Origin of the sequence: Tatumella sp. JGM91, from assembly GCF_018257575.1 — a bacterium.
In the GTDB taxonomy this organism is placed as follows: Bacteria; Pseudomonadota; Gammaproteobacteria; order Enterobacterales; family Enterobacteriaceae; genus Tatumella; species Tatumella punctata.
Map to the genome: position 1 here is coordinate 156,590 of NZ_JAERJP010000004.1, position 25,786 is coordinate 182,375.

The following is a 25,786-nucleotide window of genomic DNA, read 5'->3' on the forward strand; positions in this document are numbered from 1 at the left end:
AGAGAATGACAATTGAACTACGTAGCATGCAGGAAACAGATTTAGCTCAGGGGTTCCGGCTGAGCCAGCAGGTCAGCTGGCCACACCGTTATCAGGACTGGCAACAGGCGCTTTCTCTGGGCGAAGGGGTGGTGGCTGAAAATCAGCATGGGGTGGTTGGCTGTGCGCTACTGTGGCAGTGGGGTGAAGCGCGCAGCACACTCGGGCTGGTGATTGTAGACCCGGCTTGCCAGGGGCAGGGGATCGGCAAGCAGCTGATGCAGGCATTACTGGAAAAAGCCGCTGGCGGAAATGTCCGGCTGCATGCCACCGAAATGGGTAAAGGTCTGTATCAGAAATATGGTTTTGTCGTGCAGTGCAGTGTTTTTCAGCACCAGACCGCACAGCTGCCGGAAATCAGCGCTCCCCGGCCTGATGCCACCGCCGGGGAAACTGTCCGTCCGCTGCGCAGGGAGGAGTTACCGGCACTGATCGAACAGGATTATCAGGCCCATGGCCTGTATCGTCCGGCATTGTGGCAGGATTTGTTACAGAGTGCCGACGCGCTGCTGGTGCTGGAAAACCCGGCCCGGCCGCTGGGATATATGGTGATACGTAAATTTGGTCGTGGCCATGTTATCGGCCCTATGCTGGCGGCGGATGAATCCAGCGCCAGAAAATTATTTGGTTATGCGGCGGCACAGCTGACCGGTCAGTTTGTCCGTATTGATACTTACGGTAATACAGCGTTTTCTGACTGGCTGTCAGAGTGTGGGTTACCGGTGGTGGATGCGCCACTGATGATGGTGCGGGGCACGCCCTGGCAACGTAAGCCAGAGGCGATGGCTGATTTCAGTTTTATGTCACAGGCGATGGGCTGATGAGTATTGTTTACCGTTCCGCGCCGCAACGCGGGCAAATCTGGCAGGCGTGGCTGGCAGAACATGCCGCCGATCTGCCCTTTTATCAGTGGCCGGAGACCGGTGATCCGCAACAGGTCCGCTATCTGGTGAGCTGGGATATTCCGGATAATCTGGCTCAGCGTTTCCCGAATCTGCAGGTTATTTTCTCGGTGGGTGCCGGGGCCGACCAGTTTACCTCAGAGGCGGTGCCGCCCGGGGTCAGTATTGTACGGATGATTGAACCCGGTCTGATGGATGATATGGCGGCTTATATTACCTTCTCGGTGGTGGCACTGCACCGCGGAATGCCCCGTTATCTTGAACAGCAGCGCCAGCAGCAATGGCTTAAACACCCTGCGCCGGCCGCGGCGGACTGCCGTGTCGGTATTCTCGGGCTGGGAAATCTGGGGCAGGCTGCCGCCCGGGTGCTGAACACACTGGGGTATTCCTGTGCCGGCTGGAGCCGTACGCCCAAGTCAGTCGCGGGTGTGACCAGTTATCACGGTGACCCGCAACTGGGCGAGTTCCTGCGGCAATGTCAGATACTGGTGTGTTTATTGCCGCTGACAGATCAGACCCGCGGCATACTCAGCCAGGCGCTATTTTCACAGTTACCGGACGGGGCCTGCCTGGTACATGCCGGGCGGGGGAAACAGCTTAACCATCAGCATCTGCTGGAGGCCCTCGACAGCGGCAAACTGAGCCGTGCGGTTATTGATGTGACTGAACCGGAACCACTGCCGGCCGGACATCCGTTCTGGCTGCATCCGAAGATCTGGCTGACACCGCATATTGCCAGCGAAACTCATGCAGAAAGCGCGGTAAAAGTGTTACTGGACAATATCCGTAACCACCAGCAGGGTAAGCCGATGAAGGGTGTTATTGATAAACAACGGGGGTACTGATGGATATTCAGAAATGGACCAGCGTCCGCCGTCAGCTGCACCAGCATCCGGAAACGGGGTTTGCTGAGGAAAAAACGGCGGCACGGATAGCAGAGTCTCTGCGCACGATGGGGATCTCCGTCGAACAAGGGATCGGTAAAACCGGCGTGGTCGGGCTATTACAGGGTAAACGCCCCGGCCAGCGGATGATCGGCCTGCGGGCGGATATGGATGCCCTGCCAATGCAGGAGCAGGGCAGCAGCGCCTGGGCGAGTAGCACTGCCGGGGTTGCCCATGCCTGCGGGCATGACGGCCACATTGTGATGTTGCTGGCCTGTGCCGAAACTCTGGCCAGAAACCCGGATTTTTCCGGCAGTGTGTGCTTTATTTTTCAGCCGGCAGAAGAGGGTCTGGCGGGGGCGAGGGCGATGATAGATGACGGCTTATTCAGCCGTTATCCCTGCGATGCAGTATACGCTATCCATAACTGGCCTGAATTACCCCTCGGAGAGTTACGTACCCGGCCGGGGCCGATGATGGCGGCCGCTGATCGTTTTGATATTACCTTATCCGGCGGTGGCGGCCATGCGGCTCAGCCGCATCTGAGCCCGGATACTCTGCTGGCAACCAGTGAACTGGTGGTGGCCCTGAACAGTCTGGTCCCCAGAACGCTGAACCCCCATGAGGCGGCATTACTGACAGTGACCCAAATACACGGCGGTACTTCGCACAATATGATCCCGGCAGCGGCCACCATCACAGGCACGGTCCGGACCTTTAGTCCGCAGGCAAGGGATACCCTTGAGCGGCAGCTGCGGCTGAAAACGGAACATATCAGCGCCGCCAGCGGGCTGCATGCAGAGATCCGTTACCACCGCTATTACCCGGCAACCTGTAACAGTCCGCGTGAAACCCGGCTGGCCCTGGCAGCCGCAGAACGGGCCGGTCTGATTGCTCAGCAGGCCGATTATCCGGCCCTGACCTCCGAAGATTTTTCTTTTATGTTGCAGGAAAAACCCGGGGCCTATGTCTGGCTGGGATCCGGTCCCGGTTATCCGTTACATCATCCCTGTTTTGACTTTAATGATCAGGCAATCCCTTACGGGGTGCGCTGGCTGTGTGAAGTGGTGTACGGGGAAAGTGACGGGCTGTAGTCAGGGCGGCCATTACAGCCCGTGTCCGCAGCAGTAATATTTCGCCAGAAAAGAAAGCGTGTTATCTCGTTACCGGCGGGCAGTTCTGCCGGACGGCAGGTGGTCGCATCAATGGGCCACAACAACCCCACTAATCACAGGAATCTACTATGAGCGATATAACAGCGGTAACCCATAATGATGTCTGGCTGGATCGGCGTCACAGGCATGTCCCCCGCGGGATAGTCACGGCACATCCTCTGGTGGTGGAAAGAGCCAGCGGCAGCGAAGTCTGGGATACGGAGGGTAACCGTTACCTGGATTTTGTCGGCGGTATCGGGGTACTGAATGTCGGGCATAATCACCCGGCGGTTAGCGCGGCGGTCACCCGTCAGCTGTCGAAGGTGTCTCATGCCTGCTTCCAGGTCGCCGCCTATCCGGGGTATATCAGTCTGGCAGAACGCCTGAATCAGCTGGTGGGCAAAGACACGGAGTGCCAGAGTGTGTTTTTTACCAGCGGCGCAGAAGCGGTTGAGAATGCAGTAAAAATTGCGCGGGCGGCGACGGGACGGCCGGGGATTATCGCCTTTGATGGTGCCTTTCATGGCCGCACATTGCTCGGTACCAGCCTGACCGGTATGAGCCAGCCGTATAAACAAAACTTCGGCCCTTTTGCTTCTGCCATCTATCGTTTGCCGTACCCGAATCCGTATCGTGACATCAGCTGGCAGCATTGTCTGAATGCGCTGGAGATGCTGTTTTCGGCACAGATCGTGCCGGAGCAGGTGGCGGCGATATTACTGGAACCGGTGCAGGGGGACGGTGGTTTTCTGCCGGCACCGCCGGCTTTTATGCAGGCATTGCGTAAAATTACCGAAAAACACGGCATCTTACTGATTTGTGATGAAGTTCAGACCGGATTCGGGCGGACGGGAAAAATGTTCGCCTTCGAACACGCAGACATTATGCCGGACCTGGTCACGGTTGCCAAAAGTCTCGGCGGCGGGCTGCCCATTTCCGGGGTGACCGGCCGTACTGAAATAATGAATGCCCCTCTGCCCGGCGGGCTGGGAGGGACCTACGGCGGAAATGCGCTGGCCTGTGCGGCCGCCCTGGCGGTACTGGATGTAATAGAACAGGAAGATTTACTGGCCCGCAGTCTCCGCCTCGGGCAGATGCTCCGCCAGCGGCTGGAACAGCTGGCCGGTAAATATGCCTGTATTGGTGAGGCGCGCGGGGTCGGTTTTATGCAGGCGGTGGAAATTATTGATCCGGACAGCGGAAAAGAAGACCCGGCCCTGACGCAGGTAATTCTGCAGGCGGCATTCAGCGAAGGACTGCTGCTGATTAAATGCGGGTTGCAGCGTAATGTGATCCGTTTTCTGGCACCGCTGGTGACCACCGATTCTCAGCTGGAGGAAGCCTTACATATTTTTGATATCGCGCTGGCGAAAGGGACCGGCCGGATTTGATGACGAAAAATTTTATCTGATAAACCACGCCACAGACGTAGCCATTTGCTATTAAGGCGTGGTATATCAGTTAATTAAGTTTCGTTGATCTCAGAGGGTATTATGAATGGTCTGCTAAAACTGGATAGACTGGATATCAGTATTCTTGCCCATCTGCAGAAAGACGGCCGGATCAGCAATGTGAACCTGGCGGAGGCGGTCGGCTTATCGCCAAGCCCTTGTCTGCAGAGGGTGAAACGCCTGGAGGCGGCCGGATTTATTGGCGGATATGAAGCCAGCCTGAATCTGGCCAAAATTACCGAATCTGTCAGTGTGTTTACCGAAGTGACACTGAATGGTCACCGGCGTGAAGACTTTCAGCGTTTCGAACACTGTCTGAGTCAGACTGACGAACTGATGGAATGCCACCTGATCACCGGAGGATATGACTATCTGCTGCGGTTTCTGACCCGCAGTATTGAGCATTACCAGGAGGTAATTGAGGGGCTGCTGGACGAGAATATCGGCATCGGCAAATACTTCAGTTATATTGTGATTAAATCACCGATCCTCAAAAAGAGTGTTCCCCTGTACAGCCTGCTGGAAAAAAGTGAATAGCCCCCGGACTGTCTGGCCTGATGGTCAGGGCAACAAAACACCGGAAGACCGCTCAGTCCCCCGGTAATTGTGGCAGAGTGTCAGCGATCGGCCGGGTAAATCAGTCCAGACCTTCGGTCAGCACCACCCGGTAGCGGGCCCCTTTCAGCCGGTGCAGCTTCGCCGCCTGATAAGCAGGGCTGTGGTACCAGTCACGGGCCGCAGCAGTGTCGGGAAATTTCAGTATCACGACACCTTCAGTGTCTGCACCTTCGAGGCTTTCTGCGGCACCGTAAAATGCCAGCGGCGTCAGAGGATGATCTCCGCGGGCAGCGCTGGCTTTTTCGGCATAGATATCCATTTCTGCCTGGTCGCAGGTCTGATCACGGATAAATACAATATAGGCGCTCATCTTATTGCCCTTTAATCGCTTTGATTAATTCACGGGCGGTTTCGGCAGAAGAGCCCGGGTTCTGCCCGGTGATCAGCAGACCGTCACGTACCACATAAGATGCCCAGTCCGGGCCTTTACTGTATTCGGCTCCCTTCTGTTTCAGCATATCTTCGACCAGGAAGGGCACCACATCGCTAAGCTGCACGGCATCTTCTTCACTGTTACTGAAACCGGTGGCCCGCAGTCCTTTAACCAGCGGCTGGCCATTGGCTTGTTTTGCATGACGCAGCACCCCCGGCGCGTGGCAGACCGCAGCCACCGGCCGGCCGGCTGCCAGTAATGTTTCGATAATACTGACTGAGCGGGTATCTTCGGCCAGATCCCATAACGGACCATGACCGCCCGGATAGAAGACCGCATCATAGTCGCTGGCGTTGACCTCAGACAGTCTGAGGGTGGCGGCCAGCTGTGCGGTTGCTTCGGCGTCTTTTTCGAAACGCCGGGTGTCGTCTGTCCGGAAATCAGGCAGGTTGCTTTTCGGGTCCAGCGGTGGTTGTCCGCCGGCCGGAGAACTGAGGGTCAGTGTGGCCCCGGCATCTTTAAAGACATAATAAGGCGCAGCCAGCTCTTCAAGCCAGAATCCTGTTTTTTCACCGGTGTTACCCAGTTTATCGTGGGAAGTCAGTACAATTAAAATATTCATCAATTTTTCTCCGGGGTTAGTGGTCACCGGCGACACGGATCACCAGCTTGCCGTAGTTGTTACCCTGTAACATGCCGCTGAAAGCCTGCGGGGCCTGTTCCAGCCCCTCAACAATATCTTCACGGTAATAAATCTTTTTCTGCCGCAGCCAGTCGCTCATCAGGGTCCGGAAGGCAGGGAAATGGGGGGCGTAGTCGTCAAAAATGATAAATCCCTGAATACGGATACGTTTTTTCAACAGTGTACCGATAAACTGCGGCAGACGGTCGGGACCGGCGGCGGCTGTATTGTCGTTGTAATGGGCGACCACACCACACAGGGGGATCCTTGCTTTGCTATTGAGTAGCGGCAGCACCGCATCGAACACCGCTCCGCCAACGTTTTCGAAGTAAATATCAATTCCGTCCGGGCAGGCGGCCTGTAATTGTTGCCGAAAGTCGGGTGCACGGTGATTCAGGCAGAGATCAAACCCGGCATTGACCACCGCATCACGGCATTTTTCATCACTGCCGGCAATGCCGACCACACGGCAGCCTTTCAGCTTACCTATCTGTCCGACGGTGCTGCCGACCGGCCCGGTTGCGGCAGCAACCACCAGGGTTTCACCGGCCACCGGCTGACCAATATCTGTCAGCCCCATCCAGGCGGTGAAGCCCGGCATGCCGGCCACGCCTAATGACAGGGAAGGGTGTTCAGGGTTGCTTCCCAGACTGACCACCCCCTGGCCGTCAGACAGGGCGTAATCCTGCCAGCCTGACCAGGCCATGACCCAGTCGTCTTTTTTAAATTCCGGGTGACGGGAACGGATAACCCGGCTGATGGTTCCGCCCACCATAACCTCACCGATAGCCACCGGCGGAGCGTAGGAAGGGGCATCACTCATCCGGCCACGCATATAAGGGTCGAGAGATAAATAGACGGTGCGCAGCAGGATCTGTCCTTCATCCGGCGCAGGGATCTCCGCATTTTCGAGGCGGAAATTATCAGAGGCCGGACAGCCATCGGGACGGGAAGCCAGTACCCAGCGGCGGTTGGTGTGTTCTGTCTGTGGCATAATATCTCCCGTAATTAAATTAGACCAGTCGTCTAGATGGTATGTAAAAACAACATTCAGGGTAAGGGGATAAGTCAGTAAACGCACATAATGGCAAACTGAATTATAGTCCCAGTAGCCGTTTTGTCAGGATCATTGCCGCCTCCAGTGACAGTCGCTCACCGGATATTTTGCCCAGCAGACTGGCACCAAGCCACAGCTGGTAAAGGTTACGGGCAAATGCTTCACTGCCTTCCGGCGGGATCTGAAAATTATCCTGTGCGGCCAGCTGGTCTATCAGGGTAGCCAGCCGGCCGATAATCTGCCCGGTCCCCTGGTTCAGTACCGCACGCATCCGGTCAGATAAGTCACTGACCTCGGCACCCAGCTTGACGGCCAGGCATTTATGGCCTTTCGGAACCTGCTGGTTGTCTGTCTCCAGCCAGCCTTGCCAGTAGCGCATCAGCGTATCCGCGGCACAGGTGCCGGTAGTGATTAAACGATCCATTTCTGCCATATACCCGCAAAAATAATCTTCCAGCATCGCGCTGCCAAACTCTTCTTTGGACGAAAAATAGTAATAGAAAGATCCTTTCGGGATACCGGCCGCGGTCAGAATTTCATTCAGGCCAACGGCGGAGAACCCTTTGCGGGTAATGATTTCTTTTGCAACCTGCAACACCCGCTGCCGGTTTTCATTGACTGACGGTGATATGTTCATCTGCTGAACGGGCCTCGTATTTTAAATGGCGGATGCAGGCTCAGATGCCGGAAACCGGAGGAAATAACAGTATAAACAGCGGCGATTCCCTCAGCCACCCCTCTGTGCGGAATACCGCGGGTCCGCAATATCCGCGGGTTTTGCCGTACCGCGCCGGCCACAGATCACGCTGCCGCGCGCTCCGTATTCTGCGGTGGTTAATATTATAACGATGCTCGCTGCGGAATGGCCGGAAGCAATAGTGACAGTGTCACTATTATTGCGCGCTAATGGTTGTCTGATCGCTTGCCGGCCAGCGGGCTGGCAGTCACCCTCAGGGGATCAACGCTACAGAGTACTGACTTCTGTGAATATTTTTGTATTATAGCCCCGCAGCCGGGGATTATCCGGCGCTGTTTAAAGTACCGCCCCGGGCGGTACTGTCATTTTATCGCACAGGGGACGGGCAGTATGGAACGACTGGAATGTGACCGGATGTTTATTGCGGTGGTGGAAGCAGGCAGTTTTACCGCTGCAGCCCGGCGGCTGCATACCAGCCACGGCCAGGCCTCGAAATTAATTTCCAGACTGGAACATATTCTCGGTGTTCAGCTGTTTCGCCGCAGTACCCGTTCACTGGCGGTCACTGAGGTCGGGCTGGCCTATTATCAGCGGGTCCGCGCACTGATTGATGAATACGATGCACTGAATGATGCCATCCGCCATACTTCTGAAGCCCCGGCGGGCCGGTTACGTATTTCGGCACCTGTCACTTTTGGTACCACGCAGTTAACCCCGCGGCTGATCGATTTTGCCGGTCGCTATCCGGATATTGAACTGGATGTCAGTTATGCCGACCGGCTGGTAAATATTATTGATGAAGGTTTTGATCTGGCGCTGAGGATAGGCTCTCTGCCGGACAGCAGCCTGATGGCCCGTAAATTATGTGATATCAGGATCTTACTTGTCGCTTCGCCGCAGTATCTGGCACGCCGCGGAACACCGCAACACTGGTCTGCGCTGGAACACCATGACTGTATTATCGATACCAATTTTCGCGACCCTTTTCGCTGGCCATTTTCTGCACCTGCCGGGGGCCTGCAGGAACAGGCGGTCAGCGGGCGTCTGAAATTTTCCAACGCCGAAGTCTGTCTGCAGGCAGTCACAGCCGGTCTGGGAATTGCCCGTTTGCCGACTTTTGTGGCCGGAGATGCCCTGAAACGGCTGCAGGTTGTTACGGTACTGGACGATTATGCCCCCGCACCTCTGGGATTATTTGCCCTTTATCCGCCGGCAAAATATCTGGCGCATAAATCCAGGGCGATGATTGATTATCTGGCAGAGACCTTTACGGCGATACCGGACTGGGATCAGGGCTGGTGATTATTTCCATTATGGAAATTAAGATGCGCCCTGTGGGCGGCTAATCAGTGTGGCCCCGATAAGGTAGTCTTGTTAGCAACAACACCTTATTGAGGAAATAATCATGACCGATCATCGTACTGCCCCTTATGCTGTTCTGCTGCTACGCGTTACCCTCGGAGTGCTGTTTCTGGCTCACCTCGGGCTGAAGTTATTTGTCTTTACCCCGTCGGGAACGGCGCAATACTTTCAGTCACTGGGACTGCCCGGCGGGCTGGCGTATCTGGTCATGTTGCTGGAGCTGGCGGGCGGGCTGGCATTAATTCTCGGGGTATACGCGCGTATTGCCGCGGTGGTGTTAATCCCTTTGTTACTGGGCACTATTGTTACGGTACATGGTCCGGCAGGATTCTTCTTTACTGATGCCAACGGTGGCTGGGAGTTCCCTGCTTTCTGGATTATAGCTCTGCTGGTGCTGGCATTAAGCGGTGATGGTAAGTACGCGTTAAAACCAACATTCCGTCACTGAGCCGGAGGGCATTATGTTAGTCAATGGACAATGGAGCGCCGACTGGCATCCGGTACAGGCAGTCGATAAACAGGGCGGCTTTGTCCGCCAGGTGTCCGGGTTTCGCCACCAGATCACGCCTGACGGTAAGGACGGTTTTCAGGCAGAGGCGGGGCGCTATCATCTGTATGTGGCATTTATTTGCCCCTGGGCGTCACGCACCCTGATGGCCCGTAAACTGAAAGGGCTGGAGCAGGTGATCACTGTGTCGGTGGTCGAGCCCTGGTTGCTGGACCAGGGCTGGCACTTCGGGGATTATCCGGGGTCTGTGGCAGATCATGTGAATCATAGCCGCTGGCTCCATGAAATTTATACGCGGGCAGACCCGCAGTATACCGGCCGTGCGACGGTACCGGTATTGTGGGACAAAAAAACGGCGACGATTGTGAACAATGAGTCAGCAGATATCCTGCGTATGCTGAACAGCGGCTTTGGTGCATTAGCGGAGAATACGATTGATTTGTATCCACCGGATTTGCAGGCGGAGATTGATGCGCTGAACGATGAAATCTATCCGGCACTGAATAACGGTGTCTACCGGGCCGGTTTCGCGACAACCCGCCACAGTTATCAGCAGGCTTTCAGCGATGTTTTCTCGATGCTCGATCGGCTGGAACAACGAATGAGTGATGGCCGTCATTTTCTGCTCGGTGACCGCTTTACCGAGGCGGATATCCGGCTGTTTGTGACACTGATCCGTTTTGATGCAGCCTATTTCGGTCTGTTCAAGTGTAATCAGTATCCTCTGACGGCCTTTCGGTCACTGTATGCCTATACCCGGCGTATTTTGCAGCTGCCGGGCGTCCGCGAGACGGTAAATATCGACCATATAAAACAGGGATACTACTCTATTAAGGCACTTAACCCGACGGGGATTGTCCCGGCCGGGCCTGACTTAAGCGGACTGGGACTATAAGAGGGTGATATGAGCAAGAAAATAGTGATCCTGCTGCACGGTGTCGGCAGTAACGGTGCCGACTTACAAGGGCTGGGGGATTTCTGGCAGGCATCAATGCCGGAAGTGATTTTTGTGGCCCCTGACGCGCCGCAGCATTGTGATATGGGTAGCGGTTATCAATGGTTTAGTGTTAATGGTGTGACAGAACATAACCGGCCACAGCGGGTGGTCGCTGCCCGTGAATCTTTTGATGCTGTTATCCGGGCTATTCTGGACCGGCATCAGATAACTGCCGAAGATCAGGTGATACTGACCGGGTTTTCACAGGGCAGCATTATGTCGCTGGATGCGGTGGTTCGTGATGCACTGCCGCTGGCCGGAGTAGTGGCATTTTCGGGGCGGCTGGCTTCCCCGCCGCCGTTCTATCCGGCGAACGGCACCAGGGTTCTGTTGATCCACGGCCAGGCAGATCCGGTGATCCCGTGGACTGAAAGCCGTGATGCACAGCAGCAACTGGCAGATGCCGGGGCCGCAGCAACCTTTATCCCTGAACCGGGTTTACCCCACACGATTTCTGCTCAGGGTATTGCTCACGGCGGAGAGTTTATCCGTCAGCGTTTTGGCCTGTAACCGGGGTTAACCTGTCGCCGGACAACAAACGGTTGTTACGCTGTTGGCCGGCAATCAGCGGTCTTTCGGATAAAATCTGCTGTTTTACAGTCAGTTGTGGGAAAAACTGTTGCCGCTGAATATCATATTCTGTCTGCGGTCTGTTATGATGCTGCAGACTGAAATACAGGAGGTGACAGGTGAAAGGACGTGAAAAATCCCCCGGGCGACGTTCACAGGCGGTTGCTGCGAAACGCACAGCCATTGTGAATGCCGCACTGTCTTTATTTTCACAGTATGGTTTACATGGCACTCGCATCGAGCAGGTTGCTGCTCTGGCTGCTGTATCAAAAACCAATCTGCTGTACTACTTCCCTTCAAAAGAACAACTTTATCTGGCGGTGTTGCAGGATATTCTGGCGATCTGGCTGGCTCCCTTACGGGCGTTACATGCAGATCAGCAACCGCTGCAAGCCATTAACCACTATATTCGTCTGAAACTGGAAGTTTCCAGAGATCATCCGCAGGCATCGCGGCTGTTTTGTCTGGAAATCCTGCAGGGAGCTCCGGTCTTACATAAGGAACTGGAAGGTAATTTACGTGAGCTGGTGGATGAAAAAGCCGCACTTATCCGGCACTGGATTTCTGCGGGGCAGCTGGCAGAGGTCGACCCGCGGCAGCTGATTTTTATGTTATGGTCAGTCACCCAGCATTATGCGGATTTTGCGGTTCAGATACGCTCAGTGACCGGGAAATCGCTGCAGGATCCTCAATTTTTTGCCGATACCCTGCAAAATATTCAGACGGTTATTGGCAGGGGGTTGTGCCCGCAGCAGGCATGACTGTGCTGCGGCTATTGCTTTTTTTGGCGTTACAGTCCCGGAATTGATATTTCCCTTTTGGCGGGTTTCAGGCTGAACTGTACAGACGGGCACTCAGCGGGGAAATGAGCATGATACGACAATTACGGCAACAGCTGGCACGGATTCGCGGCCTGATAAAACGCAGCCCGGCGGCTGACAGGGTAAAAGACAGTCATCTGTTACTGGAATCGATGATCCCGATCCTTGGTTTATATGGTATCGGGCCCGGCCATCTTGATTACCGGCAGGCACATAATGATGAATAGTCATCATCATCATCGCTTGTTACGGGTGACCTACTGGAATGAGCTGTGCTACGGGGCGTCCACGGCCAGTGACCGGAGACTGGCTGTCAGGAAAACCGGCAGGCATCATCAAAATCCAGCCGTGGCAGACGGCTGTGTAACTTACTGCTGTCACTGTAGCCCGGATTCACCGGCATATTTACCCGCCAGTCACTGCCTTTAAAAAAGTGGCATTGATTATTTGCGCATCAAGCCCGGCCATGAGACCGACATCCGGCACGCGGGCAGCCATCATAAATTAAGTGCGGACTGCTCAACAGGGGGGGCATCGTTACCTCCGAATACACACAACCAGTCAGCCTTTGTGCCCCGGACATCAGGGGTGCGGGTAATTATGCTGAAAATAGCGACCAGTGACAGGGGTAACAGAATCTCCTGCAGCAAAGACTGCAGGAGGCGGTACCGGACAGAGCCGGTTACCGGGGGTTATTCAAAACAGACGTGCGGGTTATCAGCCAGTGGCACGAAGGTTTTACCGTCGCTATCCAGTGCCTGTACCTGGCCGCTTTCAATATCAAACACCCAGCCATGCAGGTGGATCTGATTATTGCGCAGGGCGACGGCGACGGACGGATGGGTTTTCATGTTATTCAGCTGAGCAATAACGTTTTCACGTACCATGGCGCTGACTTTATGTTCTTCGTCCGGATAACTGTTTTTCTCGACAACGGCTTTCGCTGCATCGGCATAACGCAGCCAGTGTTCGACAGCAGGCATAGTATCCATGCACTGGCATTTGGCGATAGCGCCCATTGCACCACAGTTAGAGTGGCCACAGATGATAATGTCTTTTACGCCCAGCGCGACAACAGCATATTCGATGGTGGCAGAGACGCCGCCCGGCTCCGGGCCGAAAGACGGAACGATATTGCCTGCGTTACGGATCACAAATAACTGACCAGGTTCCTGCTGGGTCACCAGTTCCGGGACCAGACGGCTGTCTGAGCAGGAAATAAACAAGGCCTTAGGATTCTGACTGTCTGCCAGGCTATGGAATAATTCTTTTCGCTCAGGATATACTTCGGTCTGAAAGTTCAGAAACCCTTGAATAATTGTTTTCATAACTCGCCCAAATGATAAAAAAATCGGCTTAATCATAGAACGAATGTCCGGCAGGGGGAAGTCCCCGCGCTAAAAGCTATTATTAATCGGCCGGTTCTTAGTGACGTTGTCACTTATCAGCCACCTGCTGACAGCAATCGTGGCGGAAGATAATCACCGGCAGGCAGTATATTTTGATACTTGTTTCGACCGCGATTTAAAGCTATTACTGATTGTCTTATCGGGATTATCCGGCCGGTGATGGTCAGAAAACCAGGAAATTACAATGCATCAGCCTCAGATTATTATTGTACAAACCGGCACTCCGCCGGAGGATATTCGCCAGCAGTATGGTGACCTGCCAGACTGGTTCAGCCAGGCGATTGGCGTCCCCCTGAAGGAGATACTGGTGGTCCGTGTGTTTGACGGCGACGAGCTGCCGGCACCGGATCCCCGGCGGCTGGCGATTATTACCGGTTCCTGGGCGATGGTGACCGAAAAACTGCCGTGGAGTGAAAAAACCGCAGCGTGGATCCGCAGTGCTATGGCAGTCAGTATGCCCCTGTTCGGGGTTTGTTACGGACACCAGTTGATGGCTTATGCTCTGGGGGGCGAAGTCCGCTATCTGGATTCTGTTCGCGAAACCGGCTGCCTGTCCGTCAGCCTCAGGGAAGCGGCAAAGAATGATCCTTTAGTAGGTACACTGCCGGACAGCTTTCCCGCACACCTGACACATATGCAAACTGTCAGCCGTGCCCCGCAGGGGGCTAAAGTTCTGGCGGATTCTGCGGCTGACGGACACCAGATTGTGCGTTACGGGCCAAATGCTGTTTCGACCCAGTTTCACCCGGAATTTACGGTGGCTGCCGCCAGAGCCATGACTGCACGTAACAGTGAAATATTTGCCGCCGAAGGGCGCGATACTCAGGCGATCATTGATGGCATCACCCAGACCCCCGAGGCAACCCGGCTGTTAACCGCATTTATTGCTCAGTACGTGGCCGGATACCGGCCACAATAGCAGACAGTGTAACAGGGTATGCTGCCTGCTGCTGTTTCCGGCCGGGGCTGCGGCAAATGTGTAGTCCTGTGGCGGATTATTGTTTCTTTAGCCGGCTGATACTGAGCATCACCGCCAGGCCGCCGGACAATACTGCCAGCCATAACGCAGTCTGTACGCCGTGGTATTCCTGCAGCAGGCTGTGCTGACCGGACAGGGCGAGGATCACTCCGACAATCGCGGTTCCCAGACACTGTCCGAACATGCGCATTATTGCCAGCACCCCGGAAGCATAACTGCTGTGTTCTCTGGCGACATTAGACAGCATTTCACGGTTATTCGGACTCTGAAAGCAGCCGAAGCCGATGCCACAGACCAGACTGCGTAAGCAGATATCCCACGCTGCGGCATTGTCCGGTAACAGGGCCAGCAGGATCAATCCGGTGACAAATATTCCCAGCCCGAGGGTCGAGATAATGGCCGGAGGGATACGGTCGGAAAGGCGTCCGGCGTGGGGAGCCGCGAGGATAATACCGAGGGGCCAGGGAGTAAACAACAGTGCCGAAAAGAAGGCGCTGTGTCCGTAGATATTCTGGAACAGAAACGGTAACGCAATAAAAGTGATTCCCTGGCTGACAAATGAGGCCATTGAGGTGATGGCGGCCAGAGAAAAGCGTGCAGACGAAAAAATATTCAGGGGCAGCAGGGGGGCAGCAGCGTTGCGTTCAACCGCGATAAATGCCAGTCCTGCAACTAACGCCAGTAAGCCGTAACCCGCTGCCAGCAACAGGTCATGGCCGGAAAGCCCCGGACTGCCGGGCGCAGCGAGACTGTCGGCGGCCATAATCAGCGCGCCGGGGATAATGGCCGATAATACTGCGCCTGTCATGTCGAAAGGCAGTGATATTTTCTGTGAACGGCCCGGTAATACCCGTAATGTCAGTATCACTGCAATGATCCCCGGTGGAAGGTTAATCGCAAACAGCCATTGCCAGCTCATGACCGACAGTATTGATCCGCCGAGTATCGGCGCAATGGCAGTGCCTGATGCAACCAGCAGAGCATTCATCCCGAGAATACGTCCCAGCAGCCGGTTTGGAAATACGGAACGCAGTATCGCGGGGCCAATGCTGAGTGTCGCCGCCCCGCCAATTCCCTGTAAAATACGCATCCCGATCAGGGTATGAGGATCCGCTGACAGGGCGCAGCCCAGTGAAGACAAGGTGAAAATGATCTGACCTGCGGCAAATAAGTGCCTGAAGCCGATACGGGTGGCCAGGGCTGCAAAAATAGCCAGCGTCATAGCCGCCGCCAGCAGGTAGCCATTTGAGACCCAGACCACTTCTGAGGCAGGTACGCCCATAGCTCTGGCTATCTGTGGTAAGGCGATATTTACCATAGAGCCGTCAAAGACGGACATGGCGGTGGTCATCATTACCGCAATCATTGCCAGCCGTCGCGGCCGGCCGGGTAAGCCTTCATCACCCGGTAAATCTGAAAATAGCATGCTTTATAACTCCGCAGGCGGTCCTGTAAAAATAGAATAATGACGTTCTTTTATCGCAGCAGAAGGGGGCAGGCCGGGGATCCGTAACTGACTGATGCTTTAAAAACAGTATATTAGCTTGATGACGCTCTGCCGCAAGCAGTCAGTTATTTCAGTATATGAACTGCTGCAGAAAAACGCTGTATCCGTCCGGCAGTCAGGTTAGGATGAACCGGCCGGTATTTTCCGGAAAACATTACCGATGGTGGAGCCTTGTTATGTATAGCGAATTTATCGATCTCCCTTCTCCCGCGCCGGGCATGACCCTGCAATTAACCAAATATACTTTTGGTGATGTGTGCGCCGGCAGAACGGCGTATTTTCAGGCAGGATTGCATGCTGATGAACACCCCGGATTACTGGTGTTACAGCATCTGAAGCAGCTACTGGTGCAATGTGAGCGGGAATGGCGATTGTCTGGGGGAGTAGTGATCATTCCTGTCGCCAATCCGGTCGGGCTGATGCAAAACGTCTCCGGTCATGTTACCGGCCGTTATCATCTGGCTAACGGGGAGAACTTCAATCGTAATTTTGCCGATCTTCAGGCAGTACTGACCCGTGATGGCGCACAGACGCTCAACAGTAATGCACGGCAGGATTGCCGGGCATATATCACCCGCCTGCTGGGTGACGTAAGGCCGGCAGATACGGTCTCCGCCATAAAGCACAGTCTGCTGAGCGAGGCTTTACAGCATGATGTGGTCATCGATTTACATTGTGATCAGTCGGCAATTCTGCACCTGTACACTAACCGTTGTCATCATCTGCGGGCAGTGAACCTGGCAGCCTCGCTGGGGGCGGAAGTCATTATTGAAGAACAACTTGCCGGTGGCCAGCCGTTTGATGAGTCGGTATTACGTTGCTGGCAATGGTTTGCTGAACATAAAGGACTGGCGGCGGAGGATATCCCGTTTACGGTCACTGTGGAGTTGCGGGGCCAGGCCGATGTCAGTGACCTGCTGGCAGCCAGAGATGCAGAAGCACTGCTGCGCTTTCTGGAAACAGAAGGGATAGTCGCGGCCCGGCAAACGGAAGCCCCCGACTGCAGCCAGGTGGTCTGCTACCCGTTAGAAGGTGTCAGCTATTTGCAGGCACCGGCCGAAGGGATTATTAGCTGGCAACGACAGCCGGGGGACAAAGTGGTTGCCGGAGACTTACTGGCAGAGGTGGTCATCCTGAGCGGGGCAGAAGAAAATAACCGTTTGCCGGTACTGAGCCCGCAGGATGGCCGGCTGGTAACCCGGCCACTGATCAGTTACGTCCGCCAGGGACAGAATATTGGTATGCTGGCGGGGTATCAGCCGCATAATGACCGCCGCGGCGGGACCTTATTATCTGACTGAGTTGACGTAAAGCCCGTCCGCAGGCAGGCGGGGAGGCTGATAGTTGTCCGGTGATGGTTATCAGATGATCCGCAGAGGAAGATGAATTAAAGCATTTACTTTTTAATACCTTAAAAAATAATGTGATATTTATCGCAAGCTTAATGTTAACATATTCGCCGCACAGCATTTTCCTGTCGGCATCTGCTGACAGGTAAGTGTAATAATTTCCTCCACCCTGACAAAGATAAGAAAATTCAATTCATGCAGTTATGTAGTTTTAAACTTAAAGCCACCGGTCACCATAGTTTTGGCATCATCAGAGACAACGGTGTTACCGATGCCGGTAAATATCTTGACTATGCAGATCTGAAAGCGGTTCTGACTGCTCAGGCCTTAGATGAGCTAAATGGACTCGCTGACCGCCCTGTGGATTATTCCCTTGATGAAATTACCTTTTTACCGGTAATTGAAACTCCGGGAAAAATCCTGTGTGTCGGCATGAATTATTCAGAAAAACGCAAAGAGTTCGGTGAAACTAACCCGGCACCGACCCTGTTTGTCCGCTTTGCCGATACCCTGACTGCGCATCAGATGCCATTACAGAAACCGGCCAGCAGTGAGCAGTTCGATTATGAAGGCGAACTGGCGGTAATTATCGGTAAACCTGCACATCAGGTGGCTGCGGAAGATGCCCTGCAGTATGTTGCCGGATACAGCTGTTTTATGGATGCCACGGTACGCGATATGCAATTCACCTGGTTTACCGCCGGTAAAAACTGGCCGGCGACCGGTGGATTTGGTCCCTGTATGACCACCAGTGATGAAATCGCGGATCCGCAGCAACTGGATATTAAGACCTTTTTAAACGGTCAGCAGGTACAGCATGATTCGACGGCCAATATGATCCATACGGTGGCGAATATTATTGCTTATGTAACCTGTTTTACGCCGCTGGCCCCGGGAGATGTAATTATTACCGGTTCACCGGGCGGTGTAGGTAAATCAAGGACTCCGCAGCTGTTTATGTTCCCGGGAGATAAAATCTCTGTCGAGATCAGTCAGATTGGCGAACTGGCTCATACTATCGCCTGATACAGCCCCCTCCCTTGCGGCAGTACGCAGTGATTGCGTCTGCCGTCTGTTTTCCGCCTTCGATACTCTTTTCTTCGTCCGTCAGGGCGCAATATCCCGCTAATCAGAATACTGCCGGTCAGTGAACACTGATTTTTTACCCGCAGAATAACGGCTGGCGCAGAGACGACCGTCACCGGCCGCCGGAGGGTCAGGCTTTTACTGGCTGGCAGTGACTGACGCGGAACAGGCGGCGACAGTAATCGAGGAAGTAGCCGTACAGCGCACCCATCATCACAGAGACCAGGATATTGGAGCTGACGGCAGCGCTAATCTGGTGCCAGTCAGCGCCGACAAACCATAAAATAGTGACGTAGACCGGTGACTGGAAAGTGACATAACTGAAAACATCAGCACTGCTTTTCATCCAGCCTGATTTTCTGATAGTTAATGACTTCCGGATAATCCAGTCGCGGTACAGGCCATAGGGCACCGCAATAATAATATTTACCGGAATAGCGACCAGTCTTGACGATAATGATTGTTCGAAACTCATCCCCGAAAGGAAAATCTCTATCATCATATTAACGACGGTGCAGTACACCACCATCGCAAAGGTGTCTGCTACCGCATGACGCAAGCGGGACTGCGCAGAGTACATGGTTGTATTCCCCGGGATATAGTCAGTAATGCCGTAAAAATCGCCGAATGGCAGAGATTTTTGTGGTGTATTTTATGGCGTGCAGAGTATATCCCTGCCATTGAAATGGCAACTAGCTGAAAATTTTTATTTATCGACTTTTTGTCGATAAAGTTCTCTGTAATCACAGACTTTTTGCCTGCCACGCTACTTTTATGCTTCCTGTTTGTTTATTTTTAATAAATTCAATCAGATAGATTTTATGTTTTTGCGGGTCAGGTACGCGGCTAGTGTCTGATTGTGCGGTTGTCGTTTATCTGACGGGATAAATGACTATGCTGGTGGCAAACAACTGTCGTGGCTAGCGGGCCATGGACGGGTAAACAGCATACTATTCTCAGGCGGTATATCATGAAAAAAATTGGTTTTTTATCCTTCGGCCACTGGACGCCTTCTTCCCGCTCGGCCACAGTCAGTGCCGCAGATGCCCTGACTCAGTCGATTGAACTGGCCGTGGCGGCTGAAGAGGCGGGGGTAGATGGTGCATATTTCAGGGTTCACCATTTTGCCAGACAACTGAGCGCCCCTTTTCCGTTACTGGCCGCTATCGGTGCCCGGACCCGTAAAATAGAAATTGGTACCGGAGTTATCGATATGCGTTATGAAAACCCGCTGTATATGGCCGAACAGGCAGCGGCGACAGATTTGATTAGCGGGGGCCGGTTACAGCTGGGGATCAGCAGGGGATCCGGTGAACAGGTTATTGATGGCTGGAGTTACTTTGGTTATCGCCCGCAGCAGGGGGAATCGGACGCTGATATGGGGCGTCGTCATACCGGCACTTTTCTTGATGTCTTAGGTGGTGAGGGATTTGCCAGACCAAATCCGCGGCCGATGTTTCCCAATCCTCCGGGACTGTTGCGGCCGGAACCGTTTTCCGAAGGATTGCGTGAGCGAATCTGGTGGGGTTCCGGTTCTAACGGCACCGCGCGCTGGGCCGCGGAGCAGGGGATGAACTTGCAGAGTTCGACCCTTAAAGATGATGAAACAGGAGAACCGTTCCACGTTCAGCAGGCAGAGCAAATTCGGACCTACCATCAGGCCTGGGCGCAAGCTGGTCATACCCGTAGTCCGCGGGTTTCGGTCAGCCGCAGTATCTTTGCTATTACCAGCCAGCAGGACTGGGATTTTTTTGGCGGGATGGCTCAGGGCGGAGATCAGATTGGCTATCTGGATGAACACACCCGCGCTATCTTTGGTCGCAGCTATGCCGCAGAGCCTGACAAACTGATCGAACAACTGGCGGCTGATGAAGCGGTTGCGCTGGCCGATACTTTACTGCTGACCATACCGAATCAGCTGGGCGTTGATTACTGTGTGCATCTCATGGATACCCTCCTCAGGGAGGTGGCTCCGGCGCTGGGCTGGCGGTAAAACCGGCGAAAAGCTCCCCGCAACTGACCGGAATGGGAGAAACTGTATATATATACAGTACCTCGTATTCCGGTCATTTTTGTTTAAAAAAAATGCAAAAACGGTGATTATCCCTGGTATTATAACTGTTAATAAGAATCATTAGCCTTTGCAATCGATATTATCAGAGACCTCTTCGTCATCCCGGTTTAACAATAATCGCCTTACTCTGTTAACGGACAGCCATGACCGGCGACTATGTGAACTGATTTTAACATTCCGAAAAGCCATTAATTATTAATTCCTTTTAAAATAACAAGTTAAATTAATCTCCAGGACTTTTCGATTTCCTTTATTGCAACCACCAATTCACATTCACAAAATACTGTTAACTTAAACTGTAATTTAATTTATGAAAGTGTAAATTTATGGTTACTTTTTGAGATTTATTCTGCTGCTGAGAGATAGAATCACAGGGCGTGAGTACTGTCGTCGCGGACAGATGTGTCTAATACGTATCAAGGAAATTTATGAATAACAACAATAAGCCTGATCAACGGCAGCAGCTGAGCGAGCAAGGCCTGCGTCGTCGCCGGTTGCTTGGCCAGACCAGCGGGCTGGTGGCGACGTTTGCCATAGGTTCGGCAGTGGCCGGCGCAACACTCAGTAACAGCGCAACCGCAGCACCTGCACCTGCACCGGCAGCCCCGGATACCCGGACCCTGAACCAGTTTATGAAAACATCACGTTTTCTGACCGGACACCACAGTCTTGATCTGACTATGGGTGAGCGTTTGTATGTTGCCTTTGCAGATAAAAATCCGCAGTTCACAACTCAGCTGGCGGCACTGAACCAATGGATAGCCGATAAACAGCCCGCAGATGTCGAAGCCCTGCAGAGTCAGTTACAGGGGCAACCGCTACATGACCTGATGATGTCAGTGATTAAAGGCTGGTATCTGGGAGTGACTGATGACAGTCACCATGCAAAAGTTTACGGCTACCAGAATGCCCTGATGTATCAGGTGCCAAGAGACGGGATGGTGATTCCTACCTACGCACATAATGGTCCCGATTACTGGACTGCCGATCCGCCTCCGGTCGATCGTCTGCTGACCTTTTAAACAGAACACAACAAACTTCACGGTCGCGGTATACCGTCCGACTGTGGCTTTTTATTGTCTGCTGTTGTTACCCGTAACAAAGGTCTGATAGCAGAAATTTTTCCGGAGTTAATGTGAAATATCAGAAAGCGATACATGCAAAAAAAGCAGCCGGTTTTCGCCGAACGCTGCTGAGTGTCTGTCTCGGGGTCAGCGCATTAGGTGCACTGCCGGCATTTGCCGCGGAGCAGGTTCCTGTCAGTCAGCCCGCGGTAGATAACAGCGCCGATGCCTTACTTAAGCAAGGGCATTACCTGGCGATAGCCGCTGACTGTGCGGCTTGTCATACTGATCCAGAGACGAAGAAAACCTTTGCCGGTGGTTATGCTATTCACTCCCCGATGGGCGTCATTTATTCGACCAATATCACGCCGTCGAAGCAGTACGGGATTGGTAATTATACAGAAGCACAGTTCGAACAGGCAGTACGTCACGGTATCCGTGCCGATGGCAGCCATCTGTACCCGGCGATGCCTTATACCTCTTATGCCGGGCTGACAGATAAAGATGTCCATGCCCTGTATTACTACTTTACCCACGCGGTACAGCCGGTGGAGCAGGCAAACCGGCCAACTAACCTCGGTTTCCCGTTTAATATCCGTCAGGCGATGTGGGGCTGGAACCTGTTGTTCCTGAACCAGAAACCTTATCGTGATGATCCGTCACAGAGTGCTGACTGGAACCGCGGTAAATATCTGGTAGCTAACCTTGAGCACTGCGGTGAGTGTCATACGCCGCGTAATATCATGATGGGTACCGAAACCGGGAATGCTGAGTATAGCGGTGCCGCATTAGGCAGCTGGTATGCACCTAACCTGACATCAGATCGTCTCAGCGGCCTGGGCAGCTGGCAGCGTGATCAGTTAATGACTTACCTGAAAACCGGTCATGTGACCGGCAAAGCCCAGGCCGCCGGACCGATGGCCGAAGCGATTACCAACAGCCTGCAATATCTTGATGATAAAGATATCGGGGCCATTGTGACCTATCTGCAAAGTCTGCCGGCGGTCAGCCAGCCTCATCAGGCGAAACCTACCGGTGATTTCGGGACATCGGCGGGTGCCAATCCGGACTCTGCGGTACGTGGCACCCAGCCGATGGGATCAGCGCTGCCTGAGGATATGAGCGGAGAGGCACTTTACGATACCACCTGTGCCAGCTGTCACCAGTCTTCCGGTGCCGGTACCGAAGATCATTTCTATCCGTCGTTATTCAATAATACCGCGACCGGGGGGAATACACCGAACAACCTGGTTTCGGCCATTCTGTTCGGTGTACAGCGTGAAGTGAAAGGTAAGCAAGTGCTGATGCCGGCTTTCGGACCAGGATCTGATGTTCAGTCATTAAATGATCAGCAGGTTGCGAAACTCAGTAATTATATCTTTAAACAGTTTGGCAACCCACAGCTTTCGGTTACCGCGGATCAGGTGAAAACCTTGCGTGAAGGGGGAGCTCAGCCTTTCCTGGCGAAATACGCGGCTGCCGGCTCGGTGGCAGGCGGAATTATTCTGCTGCTGATTATTGTTTTAATTATTGTACGGGTTTCACGTAAACGTCGCTGAGATACCGGGACTTATTGAATTTGTAGTATTTAGAGGTGGTTATGTCTGAACAATATAGCGCAGATGTGGTAGTGGTTGGTGGCGGCATCTGTGGTGGTACTGTAGCAAAAGAACTGGCGGAAGCCGGGTTATCCGTATTAGTGCTGGATGCTGGTCCGCGCTGGGAAAGGGGTGAAGTGGTTGAGAACTGGCGTAATATGCCGCCGGTGAATAAAGCCGAATCTGATTATGCGACACCTTACCCTGCAGAGCCCTGGGCGGTTCATCCGCAGCTGAACCCCTATAATAATTATCCTCAGGTGACCGGCCCGGATGCGAGCGCTTTCCGTCAGGGAATGATTAAAGGGGTCGGTGGCACCACCTGGCACTGGGCAGCCTCCTGCTGGCGTTTTCTGCCTCATGACTTACAACTGTATTCAACCTATGGTGTTGGCCGTGACTGGGTAGTGACTTACGATGAGCTGGAAGATTATTACTACCGTGCGGAAGTCCTGATCGGGGTTAATGGGCCGAACGATACTTCCCTGAAATATGTTGCACCGCGTAAAAAACCATTCCCGATGGAACCTATGCCTTATGGCCCGGCTGACCGTCTGTTTACCAAAGTGGTTGCCACGGCAGGCTATGATAATACACCGGTGCCTCAGGGCCGTAACAGCCGGCCTTATGATGGTCGTCCGCAATGTTGTGGTAATAACAACTGTATGCCTATTTGTCCGATCGGGGCGATGTATAACGGTATTCACAGTATTATTAAAGCGGAAAAAGCCGGAGCCAAAGTACTGCCAAATGCGGTGGTCTATAAATTCGATACGGACGAGAATAATAATATTACCGCGCTGTATTACTACGACCCGGATAAAAATTCACACCGTGTGACCGCACGTACGTTTGTGCTGGCAGGGAACGGGATTGAAACGCCGAAGCTGCTGCTGATGGCGGCTAACGATCGTAACCCGAAAGGTATTGCTAACAGTTCCGATATGGTCGGCCGTAATATGATGGACCACCCGGGGATCCTGATGAGCTTCCAGGCGGCAGAACCGGTCTGGACAGGGGGTGGATCGGTGCAGATGAGTTCTATCACCAACTTCCGTGACGGAGACTTCCGTCGTGAACAATCGGCAATTCAGATCGGCATGAACAATACCTCACAAAACCATAAAGCCGGTGTTAAAGCACTGCAAATGGGGCTGGTGGGTAAAAAACTGGATGAGGAAATTCGTCGTCGTGCGGCATGTGGAATGGATATCTATGTTAACCATGACATTCTGGCGAACCCGGATAACCGTCTGACCCTGAGTACAGAATATAAAGATAAGCTGGGCATTCCTTATCCGCATGTGACCTATGATGTGGGTGATTATGTCCGTAAGGCTGCGGTTTCTTCCCGCGAGCACCTGATGACTATCGCCAGGTTGTTTGGCGCGACCGAGATTGAAATGACCCCTTACTTTAACCCGAATAACCATATTATGGGGGGCACCATCGGCGGTCATGATCCGAAAGACTCGGTGGTGGATGGCTGGATGCGTACCCACGATCACCAGAACCTGTATATCGCTTCCGGCGGGGTTATGGCGGCAGCGGGTACTGTGAACTCAACCCTGAGTATGGTTGCTTTGTCACTGCGTGCCTGTGACAGTATTAAGCGCGACCTGCAACACGGTTAATTGTTCATTGTTTCAGGTATGATGACAGGCCCCGCGACGGGGCCTGATTTATTTGTGAGGAGGTCACAGGGAGGATGATGAAGCCGATTCCCCGGCCCGCGAGGGTGATAAGGGGCGGGAAGGACGGCTGTAATTGATCCCGATGGCGACAGCGATCAGGCAGCAACCGGCAAACAGTCTCAGCAGGGGAACATCGTTACCCCACAGCAGCATATTAATAATCAGCCCGACGGGCACATGCAATTCGTTGAAAACCGACAGGGTAGCCACTGAAACCAGAGTGCTGCCTTTTGCCAGCCAGTAACTGCCCAGCGCGGTAGCAACCACACTCAGATAAATAAGCACTGACCATTGGGCCCCGGACTGGGGTAAATGTCCCTGCTGCCCGAAAAAATAGTACAGGGGACCGGTAATACAGATAGCGCCAAGGAAGAAATGACCAAATAGTCGTGGCAGGGCGACATCCGGTTTATATTTCAGTAACAGCCGGCGGCACAACACCTGCCCGGCGGCAAACGTCAGGTTAGCCAACTGTAAAAGCCAGAAGCCTTTCCAGAAGTGTCCTGTCAGGGGATGATAGTGGATCACTATTCCGCCGGAAACGGCAAACATTGCCGCCAGCAGCGTCCATGGATTAAAACGCCGTTCCAGGGCATTATTGATCAGGCTGATATATAACGGTGTCTGGGTGGTAAATAACAGCATTTCCGGCACGGTCAGCAGAGTGTAGCTTTGATAGGACAGGGCATAGGTGATACCAAATTGCAGCGCACCTGCGGCCCAGAGACCGGCAATAAGCCGTGACGGCAGGTTCCGCCACACCATAAACGGCAGAAAAATAAGGGTACCTGCAAGGGTACGGATAAATACGGCAAAGTAACTGTCAACCTGGCCCGCCAGAAAATGGCCGGTCAGGCTAAAAGAAGAGCCCCAGAGAAAGGTAACGATCGCGAGATACCACACAGACTTGT

General features: G+C 53.5%; 26 protein-coding genes. 18 read left to right on the forward strand and 8 right to left on the reverse strand.

Annotation, left to right across the window (positions count from 1 at the left end):
* The first annotated feature begins 5 nt into the window (after positions 1-5).
* From JK198_RS04415 to JK198_RS04435, 5 genes are all read left to right on the forward strand, one after another.
* Positions 6-860 (forward strand): GNAT family N-acetyltransferase, encoded by an 855-nt coding sequence (locus JK198_RS04415; RefSeq protein WP_212706932.1) that lies wholly within the window; start codon positions 6-8, stop codon positions 858-860.
* Positions 860-1,786: a glyoxylate/hydroxypyruvate reductase A gene (locus tag JK198_RS04420; RefSeq protein ID WP_212706933.1), complete on the forward strand. Its 927-nt coding sequence runs from the start codon at positions 860-862 to the stop codon at positions 1,784-1,786. Before JK198_RS04415 ends, JK198_RS04420 begins: the two co-directional genes overlap by 1 nt.
* Positions 1,786-2,919 carry a M20 aminoacylase family protein gene (locus JK198_RS04425; protein WP_212706934.1) on the forward strand — a complete coding sequence of 378 codons (1,134 nt, stop codon included), beginning with the start codon at positions 1,786-1,788 and terminating at the stop codon, positions 2,917-2,919. Before JK198_RS04420 ends, JK198_RS04425 begins: the two co-directional genes overlap by 1 nt.
* A 149-nt stretch (positions 2,920-3,068) precedes the next feature.
* Complete coding sequence (gene gabT / locus JK198_RS04430; RefSeq protein WP_212710128.1) at positions 3,069-4,370, forward strand: 4-aminobutyrate--2-oxoglutarate transaminase; 1,302 nt, start codon at positions 3,069-3,071, stop codon at positions 4,368-4,370.
* Positions 4,371-4,472: 102 nt separating this feature from the next.
* Positions 4,473-4,967 carry an Lrp/AsnC family transcriptional regulator gene (locus tag JK198_RS04435; RefSeq protein ID WP_212706936.1) on the forward strand — a complete coding sequence of 165 codons (495 nt, stop codon included), beginning with the start codon at positions 4,473-4,475 and terminating at the stop codon, positions 4,965-4,967.
* 100 nt (positions 4,968-5,067) lie between these two features.
* Here the strand turns inward: JK198_RS04435 and JK198_RS04440 are convergent, their stop codons facing one another.
* The 4 genes from JK198_RS04440 to JK198_RS04455 all read right to left on the reverse strand — a co-directional run bounded on the left by JK198_RS04440 (position 5,068) and on the right by JK198_RS04455 (position 7,797).
* Positions 5,068-5,358: a DUF1330 domain-containing protein gene (locus JK198_RS04440; RefSeq protein ID WP_212706937.1), complete on the reverse strand. Its 291-nt coding sequence runs from the start codon at positions 5,356-5,358 to the stop codon at positions 5,068-5,070.
* 1 nt (position 5,359) lies between these two features.
* The gene (locus JK198_RS04445) at positions 5,360-6,043 is read right to left on the reverse strand and encodes a type 1 glutamine amidotransferase domain-containing protein (RefSeq protein WP_212710129.1); all 684 of its coding nucleotides are present in this window, start codon (positions 6,041-6,043) and stop codon (positions 5,360-5,362) included.
* A gap of 16 nt (positions 6,044-6,059) precedes the next feature.
* Entirely contained in the window at positions 6,060-7,097 is a 1,038-nt protein-coding gene (locus JK198_RS04450; RefSeq protein ID WP_212706939.1) for an NADP-dependent oxidoreductase, read from the reverse strand.
* Between the two features lie 103 nt (positions 7,098-7,200).
* Positions 7,201-7,797, reverse strand: a complete 597-nt coding sequence (locus JK198_RS04455; protein WP_212706940.1) for a TetR/AcrR family transcriptional regulator — start codon at positions 7,795-7,797, stop codon at positions 7,201-7,203.
* Positions 7,798-8,247: 450 nt separating this feature from the next.
* Here JK198_RS04455 and JK198_RS04460 point away from each other — a divergent pair, with 450 nt between their 5' ends.
* The 6 genes from JK198_RS04460 (at position 8,248) to JK198_RS04485 (ending at position 12,342) form a co-directional block, all read left to right on the forward strand.
* Positions 8,248-9,159, forward strand: coding sequence for a LysR family transcriptional regulator (locus JK198_RS04460; RefSeq protein WP_212710130.1), 912 nt, complete (start codon positions 8,248-8,250; stop codon positions 9,157-9,159).
* 103 nt (positions 9,160-9,262) lie between these two features.
* Complete coding sequence (locus tag JK198_RS04465; RefSeq protein WP_212706942.1) at positions 9,263-9,667, forward strand: DoxX family protein; 405 nt, start codon at positions 9,263-9,265, stop codon at positions 9,665-9,667.
* Positions 9,668-9,680: 13 nt separating this feature from the next.
* On the forward strand, positions 9,681-10,622 hold the full coding sequence (locus JK198_RS04470; protein WP_212706943.1) for a glutathione S-transferase family protein: 942 nt from the start codon (positions 9,681-9,683) through the stop codon (positions 10,620-10,622).
* 9 nt (positions 10,623-10,631) lie between these two features.
* The gene (locus tag JK198_RS04475; RefSeq protein ID WP_212710131.1) at positions 10,632-11,234 is read left to right on the forward strand and encodes a dienelactone hydrolase family protein; all 603 of its coding nucleotides are present in this window, start codon (positions 10,632-10,634) and stop codon (positions 11,232-11,234) included.
* Between the two features lie 179 nt (positions 11,235-11,413).
* A complete protein-coding gene (gene rutR / locus JK198_RS04480) occupies positions 11,414-12,055 on the forward strand; it encodes an HTH-type transcriptional regulator RutR (protein ID WP_212706945.1) in 642 nt (213 codons plus the stop codon).
* A 110-nt stretch (positions 12,056-12,165) separates the two neighbouring features.
* Positions 12,166-12,342 carry a hypothetical protein gene (locus tag JK198_RS04485; RefSeq protein WP_212710132.1) on the forward strand — a complete coding sequence of 59 codons (177 nt, stop codon included), beginning with the start codon at positions 12,166-12,168 and terminating at the stop codon, positions 12,340-12,342.
* A gap of 465 nt (positions 12,343-12,807) precedes the next feature.
* Here the strand turns inward: JK198_RS04485 and JK198_RS04490 are convergent, their stop codons facing one another.
* On the reverse strand, positions 12,808-13,443 hold the full coding sequence (locus JK198_RS04490) for a carbonic anhydrase (protein ID WP_212706947.1): 636 nt from the start codon (positions 13,441-13,443) through the stop codon (positions 12,808-12,810).
* 265 nt (positions 13,444-13,708) lie between these two features.
* Here JK198_RS04490 and JK198_RS04495 point away from each other — a divergent pair, with 265 nt between their 5' ends.
* Positions 13,709-14,443 (forward strand): glutamine amidotransferase, encoded by a 735-nt coding sequence (locus tag JK198_RS04495; RefSeq protein WP_212706948.1) that lies wholly within the window; start codon positions 13,709-13,711, stop codon positions 14,441-14,443.
* A 76-nt stretch (positions 14,444-14,519) separates the two neighbouring features.
* Here JK198_RS04495 and JK198_RS04500 read toward each other — a convergent pair whose 3' ends face one another.
* A complete protein-coding gene (locus JK198_RS04500; RefSeq protein WP_212706949.1) occupies positions 14,520-15,929 on the reverse strand; it encodes an MFS transporter in 1,410 nt (469 codons plus the stop codon).
* A gap of 257 nt (positions 15,930-16,186) precedes the next feature.
* Between JK198_RS04500 and JK198_RS04505 the strand changes: the two genes are divergently transcribed.
* Entirely contained in the window at positions 16,187-17,311 is a 1,125-nt protein-coding gene (locus JK198_RS04505; RefSeq protein WP_212710133.1) for a succinylglutamate desuccinylase/aspartoacylase family protein, read from the forward strand.
* A 243-nt stretch (positions 17,312-17,554) separates the two neighbouring features.
* Positions 17,555-18,385, forward strand: a complete 831-nt coding sequence (locus JK198_RS04510) for a fumarylacetoacetate hydrolase family protein (protein ID WP_212706951.1) — start codon at positions 17,555-17,557, stop codon at positions 18,383-18,385.
* 190 nt (positions 18,386-18,575) lie between these two features.
* Here JK198_RS04510 and JK198_RS04515 read toward each other — a convergent pair whose 3' ends face one another.
* Positions 18,576-19,025 (reverse strand): L-alanine exporter AlaE, encoded by a 450-nt coding sequence (locus tag JK198_RS04515; RefSeq protein WP_212710137.1) that lies wholly within the window; start codon positions 19,023-19,025, stop codon positions 18,576-18,578.
* Positions 19,026-19,415: 390 nt separating this feature from the next.
* Here JK198_RS04515 and JK198_RS04520 point away from each other — a divergent pair, with 390 nt between their 5' ends.
* From JK198_RS04520 to JK198_RS04535, 4 genes are all read left to right on the forward strand, one after another.
* Positions 19,416-20,438, forward strand: a complete 1,023-nt coding sequence (locus tag JK198_RS04520) for an LLM class flavin-dependent oxidoreductase (RefSeq protein WP_212710139.1) — start codon at positions 19,416-19,418, stop codon at positions 20,436-20,438.
* Between the two features lie 509 nt (positions 20,439-20,947).
* Positions 20,948-21,541: a sugar dehydrogenase complex small subunit gene (locus JK198_RS04525; protein ID WP_212710141.1), complete on the forward strand. Its 594-nt coding sequence runs from the start codon at positions 20,948-20,950 to the stop codon at positions 21,539-21,541.
* 113 nt (positions 21,542-21,654) lie between these two features.
* The gene (locus JK198_RS04530; protein WP_349290183.1) at positions 21,655-23,142 is read left to right on the forward strand and encodes a cytochrome c; all 1,488 of its coding nucleotides are present in this window, start codon (positions 21,655-21,657) and stop codon (positions 23,140-23,142) included.
* 41 nt (positions 23,143-23,183) lie between these two features.
* Complete coding sequence (locus JK198_RS04535) at positions 23,184-24,815, forward strand: GMC family oxidoreductase (RefSeq protein ID WP_212706955.1); 1,632 nt, start codon at positions 23,184-23,186, stop codon at positions 24,813-24,815.
* 63 nt (positions 24,816-24,878) lie between these two features.
* Here the strand turns inward: JK198_RS04535 and JK198_RS04540 are convergent, their stop codons facing one another.
* Positions 24,879-25,778, reverse strand: a complete 900-nt coding sequence (locus JK198_RS04540; protein ID WP_212706956.1) for an EamA family transporter — start codon at positions 25,776-25,778, stop codon at positions 24,879-24,881.
* Positions 25,779-25,786 lie beyond the last annotated feature (8 nt).

What these genes read in the sequence shown, in the direction of transcription:
- JK198_RS04415 (WP_212706932.1), top strand. Translation starts at nt 6, where the DNA reads ATGACAATTGAACTACGTAGCATGCAGGAAACAGATTTAGCTCAGGGG.
- JK198_RS04420 (WP_212706933.1), top strand. Translation starts at nt 860, where the DNA reads ATGAGTATTGTTTACCGTTCCGCGCCGCAACGCGGGCAAATCTGGCAG.
- JK198_RS04425 (WP_212706934.1), top strand. Translation starts at nt 1,786, where the DNA reads ATGGATATTCAGAAATGGACCAGCGTCCGCCGTCAGCTGCACCAGCAT.
- gabT (WP_212710128.1), top strand. Translation starts at nt 3,069, where the DNA reads ATGAGCGATATAACAGCGGTAACCCATAATGATGTCTGGCTGGATCGG.
- JK198_RS04435 (WP_212706936.1), top strand. Translation starts at nt 4,473, where the DNA reads ATGAATGGTCTGCTAAAACTGGATAGACTGGATATCAGTATTCTTGCC.
- JK198_RS04440 (WP_212706937.1), bottom strand. Translation starts at nt 5,358, where the DNA reads ATGAGCGCCTATATTGTATTTATCCGTGATCAGACCTGCGACCAGGCA.
- JK198_RS04445 (WP_212710129.1), bottom strand. Translation starts at nt 6,043, where the DNA reads ATGAATATTTTAATTGTACTGACTTCCCACGATAAACTGGGTAACACC.
- JK198_RS04450 (WP_212706939.1), bottom strand. Translation starts at nt 7,097, where the DNA reads ATGCCACAGACAGAACACACCAACCGCCGCTGGGTACTGGCTTCCCGT.
- JK198_RS04455 (WP_212706940.1), bottom strand. Translation starts at nt 7,797, where the DNA reads ATGAACATATCACCGTCAGTCAATGAAAACCGGCAGCGGGTGTTGCAG.
- JK198_RS04460 (WP_212710130.1), top strand. Translation starts at nt 8,248, where the DNA reads ATGGAACGACTGGAATGTGACCGGATGTTTATTGCGGTGGTGGAAGCA.
- JK198_RS04465 (WP_212706942.1), top strand. Translation starts at nt 9,263, where the DNA reads ATGACCGATCATCGTACTGCCCCTTATGCTGTTCTGCTGCTACGCGTT.
- JK198_RS04470 (WP_212706943.1), top strand. Translation starts at nt 9,681, where the DNA reads ATGTTAGTCAATGGACAATGGAGCGCCGACTGGCATCCGGTACAGGCA.
- JK198_RS04475 (WP_212710131.1), top strand. Translation starts at nt 10,632, where the DNA reads ATGAGCAAGAAAATAGTGATCCTGCTGCACGGTGTCGGCAGTAACGGT.
- JK198_RS04485 (WP_212710132.1), top strand. Translation starts at nt 12,166, where the DNA reads ATGATACGACAATTACGGCAACAGCTGGCACGGATTCGCGGCCTGATA.
- JK198_RS04490 (WP_212706947.1), bottom strand. Translation starts at nt 13,443, where the DNA reads ATGAAAACAATTATTCAAGGGTTTCTGAACTTTCAGACCGAAGTATAT.
- JK198_RS04495 (WP_212706948.1), top strand. Translation starts at nt 13,709, where the DNA reads ATGCATCAGCCTCAGATTATTATTGTACAAACCGGCACTCCGCCGGAG.
- JK198_RS04500 (WP_212706949.1), bottom strand. Translation starts at nt 15,929, where the DNA reads ATGCTATTTTCAGATTTACCGGGTGATGAAGGCTTACCCGGCCGGCCG.
- JK198_RS04505 (WP_212710133.1), top strand. Translation starts at nt 16,187, where the DNA reads ATGTATAGCGAATTTATCGATCTCCCTTCTCCCGCGCCGGGCATGACC.
- JK198_RS04510 (WP_212706951.1), top strand. Translation starts at nt 17,555, where the DNA reads ATGCAGTTATGTAGTTTTAAACTTAAAGCCACCGGTCACCATAGTTTT.
- JK198_RS04515 (WP_212710137.1), bottom strand. Translation starts at nt 19,025, where the DNA reads ATGTACTCTGCGCAGTCCCGCTTGCGTCATGCGGTAGCAGACACCTTT.
- JK198_RS04520 (WP_212710139.1), top strand. Translation starts at nt 19,416, where the DNA reads ATGAAAAAAATTGGTTTTTTATCCTTCGGCCACTGGACGCCTTCTTCC.
- JK198_RS04525 (WP_212710141.1), top strand. Translation starts at nt 20,948, where the DNA reads ATGAATAACAACAATAAGCCTGATCAACGGCAGCAGCTGAGCGAGCAA.
- JK198_RS04535 (WP_212706955.1), top strand. Translation starts at nt 23,184, where the DNA reads ATGTCTGAACAATATAGCGCAGATGTGGTAGTGGTTGGTGGCGGCATC.